Raw genomic sequence first — 16,511 nt, forward strand, 5'->3', positions numbered from 1 at the left:
AAGGGGGAAGATGATGAGAGCAGCAGTCATTGATAAACCATTCTCAGTAGAATTACAAGAGGTTGGCATCCCAGATATCAAGCAAGCGAATGAAGTCAAGATCCAAGTCAAGGTAACTGGAATATGTGGTTCTGAAATTCATGCTTACCACGGAACCCATCCTTTTCGAATTCCACCAGTCATCTCAGGACATGAGCTTGCTGGTGTGGTAATCGAAATAGGTTCAGAAGTAAAAGGTGTCTCGGTGGGCGATCGCGTCACTGTTGAGCCCCATTATGGCTGTGGGGTTTGTAGACACTGTCAAGCCGGAAATTATCATATTTGTAAAGAAAAGAAGGTTTTAGGTACACAGGAATGGATCGGTTCCTTTGGTGAATTTATTGTTGTTCCGGAAAACACAATCGTAAAGTTGCCTGATAATGTATCCTTTGAAAAGGGAGCCCTGATTGAGCCGCTTGCTGTTGGTGTCCATGCTGTCAGAAAGACTAGAGTAGGTCTGGGCGATAAAGTGGCGATCCTAGGAGCAGGTCCAATTGGGTTGGGACTATTGCTAGCAGCAAAAAATTCAGGCGCAACCAAGATCTTTATAACAGATGCTGTGGATTTTAATTTAGATATTGCAAAAAAATTAGGAGCCACTTCTCCCATCCATACGATTCATGAGGATGCAGTTCAAAGAATTTTGGACGAGACCAATGGTGAGGGGGTAGATACTGTATTTATTGCGGTTGGAATCCAATCCGTGCTAAATGATTCTTTCAAAATGGTTAGAAGGGGCGGAAAGGTTTCTGAAGTTGCTCTTTTTGGAAAGAAACCAGAAATTGATATTTCCTACATTCAAAATAAGGAAATCCAATTAATCGGTTCCAATATGTATGTGAGAGATGATTTCGAGATTGCTGCGGAGGCAATAGCAGCCAATATGTTTGATACCTCTCTGCTCATTTCAAAGGTTGTGCCCATTGAAGATATCAAGAATGCCATGAAAATTGTTGATGAAAAATTAGAAAATGTGGTAAAAGTATTGCTGAAGTTCTAATCTATCCTATACTGTATTGCTTTATATACCTCTTGGTCTTTACTTTATCGTATAGTAAGATAAAAGTTATTATGGGAAAACATTTGAGGAATCGATCGGACATACCCCATCTTTTGTTTCGCTAAACCGAGTGAAATAAAAAGTATTTTTTGAAAGCGTTTTATGTAGGGGGTTGCGATTTTTAAATTCTCGAAATTTTTAAACCTTTTCAGGGAGATTAGTAGCTTCATTGTCTAAAGGCATTTGATAGACTATCAAACTCTAAATGAAGGCTTGAAAAATAAGGCATGAACACACAAGGGGGAATTATTTTGGATCTACTACAATTAGAGCGTTCAACTACTAAAAAAGTTACGTTAAGATTAATCCCATTTCTATTTCTATGTTTTACAATATCGATACTTGATAGGGTAAATATTGGATTTGCTGCACTGCAAATGAACGAAGATTTAGGTTTTTCTAATGCGGTTTTTGGATTTGGAGCAGGGATCTTTTTCCTTGGTTATTTCCTTTTAGAGGTACCTGGCAGCGCCATTATGACGAAAATTGGAGCTAGAAAATGGATTAGTAGAATCATGGTGACATGGGCTATAATTGCCGTTTTAATGGCCTTCGTACAAACTCCAATGCAATTTTATACAGCACGGTTTCTTTTAGGTGTTGCTGAAGCTAGTTTTTATCCATGTATGGTTTTTTATTTAAGTGGTTTTTATCAAACGAAGCATCATGCCAAAGCGATTGCAGGATTCATGGTGGCGATACCAGGTGCGAATGCATTAGGTGCTCCACTCTCTACTTTCTTACTAGGAGCCGACTGGTTAGGCCTGGCTGGATGGCAATGGCTGTTTATTATGGAAGCGATTCCAGCGGTCATCTTAGGTGTAGTATGTTTCTACTATCTTGATGATAAAATTGAAGATGTAAAATGGTTGAACAAAGACGAGAAAAAATGGTTAATTGACGTTACAACAAAAGAGAAACTTGAAAAACAGAAAGTAAAACACTACACTTTCTGGCAAGCTTTAAAGGATCGTGACGTTCTCATCTTATCGGTAGGGTATTTTTGCTGGATGATTGGTTATTACGGAATTGTCATGTTTTTACCAACCATTTCTCAAGGATTAACGGAGACAACATCACTAAGTACACAATCTATGGGTTGGGTTTTAGGGCTAATGTATGTTTGTGCCATGGTGACGATGATTCTAGTTGGTAACCATTCCGACAAGAAGAACGAGAGACGGTGGCATGTTGCGGCATGTTTAACAACAAGTGCCGTTGCAATGGTTATTAGCAGCTTAGTTGCAAATACCAGTATTGTATTATCCTTTGTTTTCCTAACAATCGCCTTATGTGGAGCTTTTGGTGCCTACTCTCCATTCTGGTCCATTCCGCCATCTTTCTTAACGGAGGCCGCTGCAGCAGGGGCAATTGCACTCATCAACAGTGTAGGAAATCTTGGTGGATTCTTTGGACCATATATTGTGGGATATATTAAGGATACAACAGGATCCTTTAATACAGCGATGATTTTCTTAGGTGTCAGCATGATCATTAGCTCCTGTATTGTTGTTTTCTTGGTGAAACAGTCAGGAAGGTCTCTAAATAAGAATGACTTAAGTCTAAAAAAATCTAGTTAAAACAAAAATTTGATCATTCCATGATCTACCTTAAATAAAATTTCGGCGGTTATGTTTATCTGGCTGCTGGAAGTTCCTTCTAACCTATTAAAATTCTTATTGTGTAAGAGGTGTATTGATAATGAATAAACTAGGGGTCTTAACAAGTGGTGGAGATGCCCCAGGAATGAATGCTGCTATTAGAGCAGTCGTAAAAGCAGCAAATTATTATCATATCGATGTAATGGGTATACAGTGTGGATATCAAGGTTTAATTGATGGTGAAATTCATCGATTAACTTCATCAGATGTAGAAAATATTGCTGATAGAGGAGGAACGATATTAAAAACGTCGAGATCCTCAGAATTCATGGAAGAAGCAGGAAGAAAAAAGGCTCTTAAGGTGTTAAAAAACTTTGATATAAATTCTTTAGTTGTAATAGGTGGGGAAGGATCTTTAAAAGGAGCCGAAAAATTACATGAACTAGGTATTAACGTGATCGGTATACCCGGAACGATTGATAATGATTTGGCGTACACAGATTATTCCATCGGATTTGATACCACTTTAAATACCGTATTGGAGTGTATTGGTAAAATTAAAGATACAGATTTTTCTCATGATAAAACAACCATTGTCGAAGTGATGGGAAGATATTGTGGTGATTTAGCCTTATATTCAGCTTTAGCAGGCGGTGGAGAAATCATCTCCACTCCAGAAAGAAAACTTGATTTTGATACCATATGTTCAAAACTAAGTTCAAGAATTAGTAGTGGGAAAAAGGATAACCTCGTCATCATAACAGAAAGAATGTATGATTTACAGGAATTACAACACTACATTGAAGAGAAGTTAAACATTAGTGTAAGAACTACTGTATTGGGTTTCATACAAAGAGGCGGAAACCCATCAGCATTTGATCGGGTATTAGCAACCAAAATGGGCGTTACGGCCGTAGAATTGTTGGTGAAAGGACACTCCGGTCATACTGTAGGAATGAAAGAAAATAAAATCATCCATAGAGAACTTGAACATGTCCATGCCGAACGGGCTGATAAGCAAGATAAATATAGATTACTAGAAACGCTGTTGCACTAGGAAATAGCCATTAGATTAGGATGATTTTAATGGTACCAAAAATGTGTTTATCAAACAAAAGTTAAGGGGGCAAACAATTATGGTTGAGCAATTAATAGTAAAACAAGGTACCATCATATGTCAGGTATGTGGAGAAGTGATTGACATAGTTGATAGCCCAGAAGGCGTTAAAACATGGTATGGAATGTGTACGGATTGTTCTAATGGGAAGAAAGAAGATTGATTTTGTTCTAGGAACTTTTATGTTTTATATTAGCTGAAGACGAGAGCAAGCTGCTCTTTGTCTTTTTTTATTAGGAGTGCACTTAAAAGCCCTTGATTAAAAAAAGACAAAAAAGAGAGAGAATGCCATGGGTGCATTCTCTCTAAATTATTAACGAATTCAAACACATTTAGAAACGGTTCTCAAAGGACTTAAGTTGAGGTATACGACTATTGCAATTAAATAAAAAAAGATCCGTAAGGAATAGATAAAATCCTATGTACGTGTGTTGTAAATATTGTGAAAAGGTCAAAATAAGGATTTAGGGGGTTAGAATGTTTATCGTCTAATAATAACCTATTATATTCGTTAAGCAGTTTGTCTAGTTCTTGGCTGCAATAGATGGTTTCTTCATTTTGAAGTCCTTTTGTCATTCCTAATTTAATCATTTCCTTTTTTTTCTCTTTAATAGCAGCTTCACATTGTTCTAGTCTCATTGCCGATTACTCCTTATAAAATTTCAGTAAAATTTCAGTAAACGTAGATTCTAGTAGAGTTGAATGAATTATAGCATTTATTAACTGATATGGATTAGATTCGATAAAAGAAGATAAAAGAAGATAAAAGGAGACAAAAATAGACGAGGCTTGTAGATTTTCGACAACATGGCCTGTTGAATTCACTCACATTGTAGTCCCTTAAAGAAGTTGAAGGACTTTAAGACTAAAATTTGCAGGAGTGTTTCCAACAACTAATAGGTAGATAGTAAGCCCTTCTGGAGATTAAAAAGACCGAGTTTCTTCTATTAAGGAAGAAATTTCTGTTATTATTATTTCATACTTAAAAAGGTGTATGGAAGGATGCGTGATCGTTTGATGGACCACTATGATGTGATTATTGTAGGCGCAGGGTCTATGGGCATGGCTGCAGGGTATTATTTATCGAAGCTTGGAAAAAGGACATTATTACTAGATTCGAATGATCCCCCCCATAGCTTAGGCAGCCACCATGGGGATACTAGAATCATTCGTCATGCCTATGGAGAAGGAAGGAAATATGTTCCGCTTGCGCTCCGCGCTCAAGCATTATGGCGTGAATTAGAACAAGAATCAGGAATGGATTTGTTTTCTCCTACAGGAGTATTGTGTGTCGGTGCAGAGGGCTCTTTATTTATCGAGGAAGTTGTCAAAAGTGCAAAAGAATTTTCTTTACCTCTTGAAATACTATCAAGTGATGAGATAAATGTTCGGTGGCCAGGCTTCAAGATACCAGAAGGATCCGTAGGATGTTTAGAAAAAAATTCAGGAGTGTTATTTAGTGAAGAATGTATTCGAGCCTATCGCCGACTTGGCTTAGCGAATGGGATGACATTGGTGCCATTTACAAAAGTGGAGAAAATTGAAAAGTTTGGTGAAGGTGCCGTTGTACAAACAAATAGCGAGCAATATGTTGCTGATTATGTGGTGATCTGTTCAGGAGCTTGGACAGGAAAAATCCTCGAGGAAACAGGATTGGACATTCCTCTTCAGCCGACACGTAAGACTGTCTCATGGTTTGAATGTGATGATCTTCTTTATGATGCCAGTCATTTTCCGGCTTTCACGATCGATTTATTAAATGAACACTATTATGGCTTTCCAAATATCAATGGAAGTGGGGTAAAAATCGGAAGACATGATGGAGGCGAAAAGGTAGATCCGGATTGTTTCAATCGGGAATACGGTGTGAATTCAACTGATGAGGATGAGGCTCGAAACTTTATTAAGAAGTATCTGCCAAAAGCCAACGGTCCCCTGATTAAAGGTAAAACATGTCTTTATACACTTACTCCTGATGAGCATTTTATTATTGACCGTCACCCTATACTCTCAAATGTCATTATAGCGGCTGGTTTTTCAGGACATGGCTTTAAATTTGCCAGCATTGTAGGAAAAATCATTTGTGATCTAGTTACGGAAGGTAAAACAAATGATGATATCTCCATGTTTTCACTTCATCGATTTTCAAGTGAATGTAGTAGTAAATAATATTGCAGTAGACTGAATGGGTCATCATCGGCATATCCTTGATTAAAAGTTGGGATCAGAACCCTACTCATGAAAGTAAAGAAATAACGTTTGAAAAAACAAAAAAAGGCTGACTCAAAATGGTTGCAGTGTACAACTTATTGAGTCAGCCTTTGCTAACCTATGCTTATTTCAAATCTCAGTTATTCATCAAATCCTCGCAGTACTCCCGGATTAGTTTCGAGGCTTTCGTCTGGCTGATACCGAGGTCTTCCGCGACTTTCCTTGACGATTTGTAGGTTTGGAAAGATCTTCTGATTAGTAACCGCTTCGTTTCGTCAATCGCTTTATCGAGTGAAGTGGGGAGAGCAAGCTGGGTAACTTGTTCCACGTTGTCGGTGATCATATCCGGCAAGTCGGCCACCTGGATGATTGAGTCGCTAATGACGACTAACCGTTCAATCAAATTTTCGAGCTGGCGTACATTTCCCGGCCACGAATAATGGATTAATATATTCATGCATTCTTCCGAGATAACTTTGTTGTCTTGGTATTTTTTATTGAATTGATGTAAAAAATTGTACGTGAGCGGAATGATATCTTCTTTGCGCTCACGCAGCGGCGGCAGGTAAATGTCGATCACATTCAGCCGGTAAAATAAATCTTCCCGGAATCGTTTGTCATTGACCATTTCAATTAAGTCCCGGTTTGTTGCGGCGATGATGCGGATATCGACTTTTTTCATTTCGCTGCTGCCGATGGGAATGAATTGTTTATCCTGGATGACTTGTAAAAGCTTTGCCTGCAGGGCGAGTGGCATTTCCCCGATTTCATCAAGAAAAACCGTGCCGCCGTTCGCAGCTTCGATCAATCCTGGTTTTCCAGTTTTGTTTGCTCCGGTAAACGCCCCTTTTGAATAGCCGAATAGTTCCGATTCGAGCAGCTCTTCCGGAATGGCCGCACAGTTAATCGTCAGGAACGGGCCGCTTTTCCGCTTGCTGATCCGGTGGATGTAATGGGCGAGTACGCCTTTTCCTGTTCCTGATTCTCCCTGGATTAAAATCGTGGAATCTGTCGGGGCTACTTTTTCGCAAAAAGTCAGGATTCGATTGATTTTGCTGCTGTTCGTAATGAACTGGCCAGCTTCCTCCTCTTGAGTGGTTTTTGACTCATTGCTCGTTCCAATCGCTTTCCCCATTTTATATGTCTGTAATTCGGTCGATGTGGTGACGACAAGTTCGATTTCCCCCTCGTCATTTAAGATGGGAATCGCCGATGTCATCAGTTCAGCTCCGATATACGTCTGCTGCCTCATGTAGCAAGGCTTTTTTCTTTTATACACTTCTGGCACAATCGACGGTTTCCAGTAGCCTTTTTCAAATAATTCGACATTGTATTTACCGATGACATCACTCGGCTTCAGCCCATAATGGCGCTCACAGGCCTGGTTAACATATAGAATCCGCTTTTCGCCGTCGAGGACGAAAATTTCATCGGAGGAATGATCGAGAATTTTTAAAAGAGTTTGCAGCGTCATCTCAATATTGCCAGTTGCCTCAGGACTTTTCATAGAATGTTCCTCTCTTTTCACAAGGTATGAGTTAATTTTGACAAAAATTTGACCATATTGAGTCAATTATAACTCAATATGAAAGCGTTTTTAATAAAAATCAAAATTTTTCGTGTATTCTTACAGTTATTTAAACTTGGCACACGAATTGCATATATACAATTGACAGGCGGCAAAGCATGTAGGCAATCATCATTTATTTACGGAGGAGAATGAATTATGGCTTATAACACAGTAGAAAATGCATCTAATCGGACATTTGAAAGAACATTGACTTATGACAAATACACAGATCCGAAAGTACTTGAAAAAGAGTATGATCTTGTTTTCTCTAAATCCTGGCAGCTTGTGGGACATATTAGCCAGTTGGAAAAAGTAGGTTCTTTCTTTACGACTGAAGTAGCAAAAGAACCGATTATTGTGACTCGCGGTCAGGATGAAGTCATCCGTGCTTTTTATAACGTTTGTCCTCATCGTGCCACAAAGCTTGAAAAAAGTGAGTCAGGCAAGAAGAAAATTTTACAATGCATGTATCATGGGTGGACCTTTAAGTTAGATGGAAAATTAAACAAAGCACCGAACTTTAAAAGTGAGGATGAAGCTTGTGTACAAGACGCTTGCTTACGTACAGTTCGTATGGAAATCATGGAATCTTTAATTTTTGTCAACTTGGACGATAACGCGAGGCCACTTAGTGAATCTTACGGCGATTTTTTCGACCGCTTGAGTAAATTTCCATTTTTGAGTGAGTTAAAAAGAACGGGCGTAACATCACGGGTGATTAAAGCGAACTGGAAAGCGTTTATTGATAATTATTTAGAGTGCGATCACTGTCATGTAGCTCATCCAGGCTTCGTTGCAGCTCTTGACATGGATGATTATCAAATCATTACATGTGAAAACTATTCACTTCAAGGCTCAATTGTTAAACCTGATAAAAATTATGGAACCGTTGATTTAAATCAGGCAGAAATGCAAGGCGGATCTTTCTTCTGGTTGTGGCCGAACCTAATGTTAACAATTTACCCAGGTCCTGGGAACATGGCGACAATTCAATTAGTGCCGATTGATCATGAAACAACTAAGATTGTGTACACTTATTATTTCCGTGACGAAAATTTGACGCAAGAAGAAAAAGACTTAGTTGCTTTTGCTGAACAAGTTCGCTTGGAAGATGTGGAACTTGTAGAGTTAGAACAAATCGGTTTCCGCTCACGTGCATTTAACAAAGGAAGATATTCGTCTTCAGAAAAAGCAATTGTACAATTTCATGAAATGGTATTGGAGGCCCTCAATGAGTAATTTAGCGAATGAAGTAAAAGTGGCGAAGCAGTTTCTCATGATCAATGGTGAAAAAGTTGAAACAACGAAATATGCTCCATTATACTCCCCTTATTCTGGGGAAGAAATCGCTCAAATTGCGATGGCGGATAAAGAACTGACTGTACAGGCCATTACTGCTGCCTATAACGCACGCGGAATAATGGCAAAAATGCCAGCGTATCAGCGGGCGGAGATTTTGGAAAACGTTGTGGCGCTATTAAAAGAGAAAGCGGATCAAGCGGCTGAAGTTATTTCTCGTGAATCAGCTAAACCAATTATGTTCGCAAAAGCGGAAGTGGCCAGAACGATTGAAACGTATAAGTTTGCGGCTGAAGAAGCAAAAAGAATCCACGGAGAAACGATACCTTTTGATGCCGCTGTTGGCGGCGTCGGCCGAATTGGTTACACGTTAAGAGAGCCGATTGGTGTCATTGGAGCGATCACACCTTTTAACTTCCCGATGAATCTTGTTGCTCATAAAGTTGGGCCGGCTATAGCGGCGGGCAATACGCTTGTCTTGAAACCAGCGTCGCAGACTCCACTGTCTGCTCTCTTTATCGCGGAAATTTTTGAAGAAGCAGGTCTTCCAGCGGGTGTATTAAATGTAGTAACAGGTCCCGGCGGCATAGTCGGTGAAGTGATTGTTGAAGATGACCGCGTAAGGATGGTAACATTCACAGGCAGCCCGAGTGTCGGAATTGGCATCCGCAATAAAGCGGGCTTGAAAAAGACGACGCTTGAACTTGGTTCAAACTCTGCATTAATTATTGACAAAGATATTGACATTGATCAAATTATTGACCGATGCATCATGGGGGCATTCTCGAACCAGGGACAAGTATGTATTTCTCTGCAGCGTGTGTATGCACATGAGGATGTATATGATGAATTTGTTGCCAAGTTCACTGAGGCAGCAAAGAAACTGAAAATTGGTGACCCTCTTGATCCGGACACATATATTTCTGCTTTAATCTCTAAAGGGGAAGCTGAACGTGTACTAGGCTGGATCGAAGAAACGAAAGGCAGTGCTGCAACAATAGCTGCGGGCGGCAAACTTCAAGATGGCGTTCTTGAGCCAACAATTATTACAGATGCGGACCATTCATTAAAAGTTTCTTGCCAGGAAGCATTTGCACCGGTTGTCGTTGTAAACAAAGTGAGTTCAGTTGAAGAAGCGATTGAGCAAGTGAATGATTCTCGGTTCGGATTACAGGCAGGCATTTATACAAACAATGTGAAAAACGCTTTATACGCTTCAAAGGAACTGCATGTGGGCGGAGTAATCATTAATGACGTGCCTACCTATCGTGTCGATCAAATGCCATATGGTGGTGTGAAAGAAAGTGGTACAGGCCGTGAAGGCATAAAATACGCAGTGGAAGAAATGACTGAAATGAAATTGGTTGTTTGGAACCAAAGCTAAAAAGCGAGGGAGATCATAGTGAAACTTTTTAAAGTAGCAGTTATTGCTGGAGATGGCATCGGTCCTGAAGTCATTACTGAAGGGGTCAAAGTATTAAATAAAGTGGCTGAAATTGATTCTGGTTTCAGATTTGAATTCACATACTTTCCATGGGGATGCGAGTTTTACGCGGAAAATGGAAAAATGATGGAAGAGGATGGAATTGAGCAGCTGAAAGAATTTGACGCAATTTATTTAGGGGCAGTCGGGTTTCCCGGCGTCCCTGACCATATTTCGCTTTGGGATTTGTTGTTAAAAATTCGCAAAAGCTTTGACCAATATGTTAATATCCGTCCTGTGACGCTATTAAAAGGGGCTCACTTGCCTCTTGTGGATGTAAAACGCGAAGACATCGATATGCTGTTCATTCGTGAAAACACTGAAGGCGAATATTCAGGCGCGGGTGACTGGCTGTTTAAAGGGCAGGAACACGAAGTCGTTTTGCAAAACGGTGTATTTTCCCGTAAAGGCACAGAGCGAATCATTCGTTACGCGTTTGAAACGGCGAAAAAAGAAGGAAGATCGCTGACGAGCATTTCTAAAGGAAACGCCCTTAATTACTCAATGGTTTTCTGGGACCAGGTATTTGAAGAAGTTAGTGCAGAATATCCTGAAGTCGAAACGGCATCTTATCTCGTCGACGCGGCGGCGATGCTGATGATTAAAGATCCAAAACGCTTTGAGGTCGTTGTGACATCGAACTTGTTCGGCGATATTTTAACGGACTTGGGGGCGGCGATTGCTGGTGGGATAGGGCTCGCTGCCGGAGCGAATATTAATCCCGAAAGAGACTTTCCGTCTATGTTTGAGCCGATTCACGGATCAGCTCCTGATATTGCAGGACAGCAGATAGCTAATCCGCTTGCCGCTATTTGGTCCGCTAGCCAAATGCTCGACTTTTTCGGCTTTGAAGCATACGGAAAACTAGTGTTGGATGCGATTGAACAACTTTTGGTAGAAGATGAAGTTTTGACACCTGATATGAATGGAACTTCTACTACGTCAGACGTAGGAAACCGTGTAGTAGACCTGATGAAATCTTTAGTTTTTTCTCAAAATGTGAAAAGCTGATAGACTGATAGAGATTCATTTGATGTATTAAGTATTACATAAAAGGTCTCAATTGGCCTTTTATGTAATACCCATTTCATTTTTGTATTCGAAAATTTAAAGCGTTCTCAAACATGATGCTAAACTCACTTGATTTTATATTACCAATACTCTACTCTAATAGAATTCGAAATAGGCAGAGAGTAAAAAGTCTCAAAATTCATACTAATTTTGCGTGAGGGGGAATTTCTGAGTGAAAGTTTTAATTTGGATCCTAGCAATAATTCCTATTATTGGTGCGTTCACAGTTGTAAACCGTATCGAGCCGTATATATTTGGGTTACCCTTCATTGTTTTTTGGGCGACGGCCTGGCTCGTTTTAACTTCATTATTTTTGTACATTATTAATATTCTAATAGATAGACAGGAGGGAATTAAATGAATAGTGCTATCTTCATTCTCTTAGCTACTCTTCTTCTTGCTTTCTATTTAGGTGTCCGTGCCCGCAAAGGACAACAGCTCGAAGAATGGGCCGTAGGCGGCCGTAATTTTGGTTCTATCACCATGTTTGTGTTAATGGCCGGTGAAATTTTTACAACGTATGTGTTTCTAGGAGGAAGCGGCGGATCCTACCGAATGGGAGGACCTATCATTTATATCTTCAACGCCTTCTGTTATATTGTGCCGTTCTGGATTTTGCCTCCCATTTGGCGTTATGCCAAAAAGCATCGAGTGATTACTCAATCTGACTTTTTTGCAAAGAAGTATAATAGTAAACCACTCGGGTTATTAGTAGCCATTGTCGGGGTCGTTTCCATGATTCCTTATATCGTTTTACAGTTAAAAGGACTTAAAATCATTGTATCAGAGACTTCATATGGTGCGATTTCACCGAATTTAGCGGTGTGCATTGGGGTGGTTGCTGTCACGATATTTGTGACATTATCTGGTATTCACGGTTCAGCCTCAACAGCCATTTTAAAAGACATTCTCCTTCTCGTTGTCATTCTTTTTTTAGGTATTTATTTGCCGTATCACTACTACGGCGGAATAAAGCCGATGTTTGAAACATTGGATACGGCAAAGCCGGAGTTTTTATTAATTCCTAAAGAAGGATACAGCATATCATGGTATATTTCGACATGTTTAACAATCGGATTAGGGCAATATATGTGGCCTCAATGCTTCGGTGCAAGCTTATCATCTAAAAATGAACGGACACTGCGCCAGAATGCTGCTATTTTGCCGCTTTACCAAATCATTTTAGTATTCATTTTATTCATTGGCTTCACAGCCCTTTTACAAATTCCAAATTTACAAGGAACAGATACAGATTTAGCTCTCTTTAAAATCGCAAAAGCAACGTTCGATCCGTGGGTGGTCGGAGTCATAGGAGCCGCCGGTATCTTAACCGCACTTGTTCCGTGTTCGATGTTATTACTAACAGCCTCGACGATTTTATCGAAAAATATTTATAAGGCGATCAAACCGAATACCACCGATGAGCAAATTGGACGATACACACGTATTTGTGTCCCTATTGTGGCGCTAATCGCTTTATTTTTCACTTTTTTCGGCGGAAACAGTATTATTGCCTTGCTGATCATGGCTTACAGCTTTGTGCTGCAATTATTCCCCCCACTGCTTTGCAGCTTATGGAAGAAAAACTCTGTGAACAAAACAGGCGCAGCTGCAGGAATCATAACCGGTGTTATCATGGTTGCTTATGTAACGATCACCAGTTCAACTATGGGGACGTTCTTTCCGAAAGCCCCTCAGTTCATAAAAGATCTTGATATCGGTATAGCTGCCCTTGTCGTTAACATTGTTTTCATGTTCGCGGTCAGTGCAATTACTAGAACATCAGTAAAAATAGAGACAGAGATTGAGACAAAAGCGGTATAAAAAAATGCTGCACACGGTCACTAAGAACGGTTGATAAAGAGGGAGACCTTAAAAAAGGTTTCCCTCCTTTTTTATGCACAGATAATCACTTTACAATAGCAAAATTGTGCTAATAGTTCGAATGATTATCTAGAGCCTTCTGTATTTCAAAGCATTATAATTTAGTTAGCTAAAGTGTAAACGCTTAAATAACGATGAAAGGTAATTAATTTATTTTTTTGAGAGTAGTTATCTGAAAAATTAAAAAACAGTGAAAAGGAGTTTTTTATGAGCAATCAAAAATATTTAATGGATGATGCCCCGCTTAATAAATTTCATCTTCGTATTACTGCACTTACTTTCGGTTCTAATTTTTCAGATGGTTTTGCTTTAGGCATTATTGGAATGGCCCTTTCATTATTAGGACCAGAAATGAAACTTGGACCTATATGGGAAGGGTTAATCGGAAGCTCGGCTTTAATTGGTCTCTTTTTTGGGAGCCTATTTCTAGGTGGGTTATCTGATCGCATTGGCAGACAAAAAATCTACTTAGCTAACTTTCTAATTATTACGATTGCCTCTGCTTTACAGTTTTTTGTCAATGACCCATGGACGTTATTCATTTTACGCTTATTGATCGGGATTGCATTAGGAGGAGACTACGCTGTTGGATCGACTTTACTAGCTGAGTTTGCCCCTAGAAAGTATAGAGGATTATTGCTTTCTTCTTTAAATGTACTTTGGACAGTTGGTTATGTCGTTTCAAATATTGTAGGTTTTTATTTACAAAAATCAGGCCCGGATTCTTGGCGATGGATGCTTATGAGTGCTGCCATCCCCGCTTTCCTTTTATTAATTATGCGTTTGGGAACTCCAGAATCGCCACTTTGGTTAGTTAAAATGGGGCGTGTGGAAGAGGCTCGTGCCATCGTTAGAAAATATATTGGACCCAATGCCATCATGGATGAAACAATTAAAGAAAATTCCAAAACAGCTTTCCGTATGGTTGATCTTTTCAGTAAACATCTTTGGAAACGGACAACCTTTGGATCGTTATTTTATTTATGTCAGGTTGTTCCTTATTTCGCCATCTATACTTTTCTACCTACGATATTAAGTAAAATGGGATTTGAGGAAACGTTTAGTATTGATATGCAACTGAACATTTTCCTGCTAGTTGGATCCATCGTTGGAGTTTGGTGTACGGAAAAGCTTACGCGAAGAAGCTTCACGATTTCTACCTTTATCATTCTTACCATTTCATTATTTTTGTTAAGTGTATTACCTAAGGATTCGCAAACTTTAGCGATCATTATCTTTGCTACCTTTACTTTTGTTATGTCTGCGGCATCAAACCTTACATTAGTTTATCCTGCAGAACTTTTCCCTACAGAAATTCGTGGCACAGGTGTCGGCGTAACTACTGCTGTCAGCCGAATTGGTTCTGCCATTGGAACCTTCCTGTTACCAGTTAGTGTTAGTTCATGGGGGATGGGACCATCGATGATTGCGATGAGTGGTATACTGTTGATTGGAACAATTGTATCGATCGCATGGGCACCAGAAACAAAGTATCTATCGATAAGTGATGTTAATAAACCAGAACTTGAAACGGGGAACTCTCCAATCATAGATTCTTCGCTTTCAAGCAAAAGAAATTTATCATAAGTATTATTTTGGATAAAGAGGTGTTTTAGATGATCAAGAATGAATACTTACACCCAAAGGATATAAAAGAGGTTATTCTTGGAGATCATGAGCTTTCGCTTCATGAGGTGATCGCTGTTGCTAGATATTCAGCGATAGTTTCATTTACAGAAACGTATTATAACAGGGTAAAAGCATCACGAGGATTGATAGAAAAGTTTTTAAAAGAAGAGCGCGCAATTTATGGAGTGACAACCGGATTTGGCAGTAATGTAACAGAAGTTATTTCGAAGAACGATGCAGAAATACTACAACGAAATATTGTTCGATCTCATGCGGTTTCGGTCGGAGAGCCACTGGAAAGAGAAGTGGTTAGAGCGATTCAGCTAATGATCCTAAACCATTTAGGGCATGGATTTTCAGGAGTTAGTTTAGAGGTTTTAGAACTAATGGCCGGATTATTAAATCATGATATATTACCGATTGTTCCCGGTGATGGTTCAGTGGCCTATCTTTCTCCTGAAGCCCACATCGCTTTAGTATTAATGGGTGAAGGAAAAGCGTGGTATAACGGCGAACTCCTATCAGGTTGTGATGCGTTAGAGAAAGCAGGATTAAAACCAGTTATTTTAGGTTGTAAAGAGGGACTGGCCCTTATAAATGGTACAACTTCCGTTACAGCGTTTGCGGCTCTCGCCTTATACAATGCAATTCAAGCTGTGAAGACCGCAGATATTTCGGGAGCTATGTCGTTTGAGTCGTTAAAAGGAACCATAAAAGCTTTTGATCCTCGCCTCCATTCCGTAAAAAAACACGAGGAACAGGGGAAAACAGCTCGAAATTTAGTGAGAATTCTGAGTGGTAGTGAAATTGTTGAACAGTACAAAGATTATCGATTACAAGATGCTCTAAGTCTACGCTGTATTCCACAAGTCCATGGTGCCGTAAAGATGGTATTGAAAAATACTTTGGATAACTTAATGAATGAAATGAAGTCGACCTGTGATAACCCAATCATCTGGCCTGAAGGTGATGATGGAATTGCTCTTATGGGAGGAAACTTCGATGGCTCCTTCATTGGAATGGATGCAGATTCCATGTGTATCGCGATGGCTAACTTAGGGAAGATAGCTGAACGTCGGATTGATCGATTAGTGAATTATCATGTAAGTGAACTACCAAACTTCTTAGTTGCTAATCCCGGTTTGAATAATGGCTATATGATTCCACAGTATACGGCTGCCGGATTATTAAATGAAATCAGAGTTCTTTCTCATCCAGCTACCATTGATAATGTCCCTACTTCTGCGAATCAAGAAGATGTGGTGAGTTTTGCTTATTTTGCTGCTAAAAAAGCTTATCAAATTTCAAAGAAACTTCAATATATTTTAGCGATTGAACTGATGCTTGCCACGCAGGCTTTAGATTTCTATGAAACATTGAATCCATCAATCGTCACTGGAAAAGTTCATCAGTTTATTCGAGAGAAAATTCCAACTGTACAAGAGGACAGATTTTTCCATCCTGATATTGAAATCATTTTCCATTATATTCAAGAAGGAGAAATCGTCTCATTAGTCGAAGAGTTAATTGGAGAAATAGAATAATAA

14 protein-coding genes are annotated in these 16,511 nt (G+C 39.5%); 12 read left to right on the forward strand and 2 right to left on the reverse strand.

Going from position 1 to position 16,511, the window contains the following annotated elements; all coding sequences use genetic code 11:
* Positions 1 to 10 precede the first annotated feature (10 nt).
* From ACSU6B_RS08860 to ACSU6B_RS08875, 4 genes are all read left to right on the forward strand, one after another.
* Positions 11 to 1,039, forward strand: coding sequence for a zinc-dependent alcohol dehydrogenase (locus ACSU6B_RS08860; RefSeq protein WP_410884466.1), 1,029 nt, complete (start codon positions 11 to 13; stop codon positions 1,037 to 1,039).
* A gap of 311 nt (positions 1,040 to 1,350) precedes the next feature.
* Positions 1,351 to 2,679 carry an MFS transporter gene (locus ACSU6B_RS08865; RefSeq protein WP_410884468.1) on the forward strand — a complete coding sequence of 443 codons (1,329 nt, stop codon included), beginning with the start codon at positions 1,351 to 1,353 and terminating at the stop codon, positions 2,677 to 2,679.
* Between the two features lie 121 nt (positions 2,680 to 2,800).
* Positions 2,801 to 3,757: a 6-phosphofructokinase gene (pfkA, locus tag ACSU6B_RS08870; RefSeq protein ID WP_410884470.1), complete on the forward strand. Its 957-nt coding sequence runs from the start codon at positions 2,801 to 2,803 to the stop codon at positions 3,755 to 3,757.
* Between the two features lie 79 nt (positions 3,758 to 3,836).
* Positions 3,837 to 3,980: a GapA-binding peptide SR1P gene (locus ACSU6B_RS08875; RefSeq protein WP_410884472.1), complete on the forward strand. Its 144-nt coding sequence runs from the start codon at positions 3,837 to 3,839 to the stop codon at positions 3,978 to 3,980.
* A gap of 218 nt (positions 3,981 to 4,198) precedes the next feature.
* Here ACSU6B_RS08875 and ACSU6B_RS08880 read toward each other — a convergent pair whose 3' ends face one another.
* Positions 4,199 to 4,456 carry a Spo0E family sporulation regulatory protein-aspartic acid phosphatase gene (locus ACSU6B_RS08880; RefSeq protein ID WP_410884474.1) on the reverse strand — a complete coding sequence of 86 codons (258 nt, stop codon included), beginning with the start codon at positions 4,454 to 4,456 and terminating at the stop codon, positions 4,199 to 4,201.
* Between the two features lie 363 nt (positions 4,457 to 4,819).
* Here ACSU6B_RS08880 and solA point away from each other — a divergent pair, with 363 nt between their 5' ends.
* Complete coding sequence (solA, locus tag ACSU6B_RS08885) at positions 4,820 to 5,986, forward strand: N-methyl-L-tryptophan oxidase (protein ID WP_410884476.1); 1,167 nt, start codon at positions 4,820 to 4,822, stop codon at positions 5,984 to 5,986.
* Between the two features lie 178 nt (positions 5,987 to 6,164).
* On the opposite strand, the gene ACSU6B_RS08890 is transcribed toward solA, so the two are convergent.
* A complete protein-coding gene (locus ACSU6B_RS08890; protein ID WP_410884478.1) occupies positions 6,165 to 7,535 on the reverse strand; it encodes a sigma-54 interaction domain-containing protein in 1,371 nt (456 codons plus the stop codon).
* A gap of 219 nt (positions 7,536 to 7,754) precedes the next feature.
* On the opposite strand from ACSU6B_RS08890, the gene ACSU6B_RS08895 reads away from it, so the two are divergent.
* From ACSU6B_RS08895 to hutH, 7 genes are all read left to right on the forward strand, one after another.
* A complete protein-coding gene (locus ACSU6B_RS08895; protein WP_410884480.1) occupies positions 7,755 to 8,837 on the forward strand; it encodes an aromatic ring-hydroxylating oxygenase subunit alpha in 1,083 nt (360 codons plus the stop codon).
* Positions 8,830 to 10,281 (forward strand): aldehyde dehydrogenase family protein, encoded by a 1,452-nt coding sequence (locus ACSU6B_RS08900; protein WP_410884482.1) that lies wholly within the window; start codon positions 8,830 to 8,832, stop codon positions 10,279 to 10,281. The genes ACSU6B_RS08895 and ACSU6B_RS08900 overlap by 8 nt, the downstream gene beginning before the upstream one ends.
* Positions 10,282 to 10,299: 18 nt before the next feature.
* Positions 10,300 to 11,391 (forward strand): tartrate dehydrogenase, encoded by a 1,092-nt coding sequence (locus tag ACSU6B_RS08905; RefSeq protein ID WP_410884484.1) that lies wholly within the window; start codon positions 10,300 to 10,302, stop codon positions 11,389 to 11,391.
* Between the two features lie 232 nt (positions 11,392 to 11,623).
* The gene (locus ACSU6B_RS08910; protein ID WP_088089896.1) at positions 11,624 to 11,812 is read left to right on the forward strand and encodes a DUF3311 domain-containing protein; all 189 of its coding nucleotides are present in this window, start codon (positions 11,624 to 11,626) and stop codon (positions 11,810 to 11,812) included.
* Positions 11,809 to 13,275 carry a sodium:solute symporter family protein gene (locus ACSU6B_RS08915; RefSeq protein ID WP_410884486.1) on the forward strand — a complete coding sequence of 489 codons (1,467 nt, stop codon included), beginning with the start codon at positions 11,809 to 11,811 and terminating at the stop codon, positions 13,273 to 13,275. The genes ACSU6B_RS08910 and ACSU6B_RS08915 overlap by 4 nt, the downstream gene beginning before the upstream one ends.
* A 267-nt stretch (positions 13,276 to 13,542) precedes the next feature.
* Positions 13,543 to 14,922, forward strand: a complete 1,380-nt coding sequence (locus ACSU6B_RS08920) for an MFS transporter (RefSeq protein ID WP_214997975.1) — start codon at positions 13,543 to 13,545, stop codon at positions 14,920 to 14,922.
* A gap of 29 nt (positions 14,923 to 14,951) precedes the next feature.
* Entirely contained in the window at positions 14,952 to 16,508 is a 1,557-nt protein-coding gene (gene hutH, locus ACSU6B_RS08925; protein WP_410884488.1) for a histidine ammonia-lyase, read from the forward strand.
* Positions 16,509 to 16,511 lie beyond the last annotated feature (3 nt).

Source organism: Neobacillus sp. C211, assembly GCF_051842875.1.
Classification (GTDB): Bacteria; Bacillota; Bacilli; order Bacillales; family Cytobacillaceae; genus Neobacillus.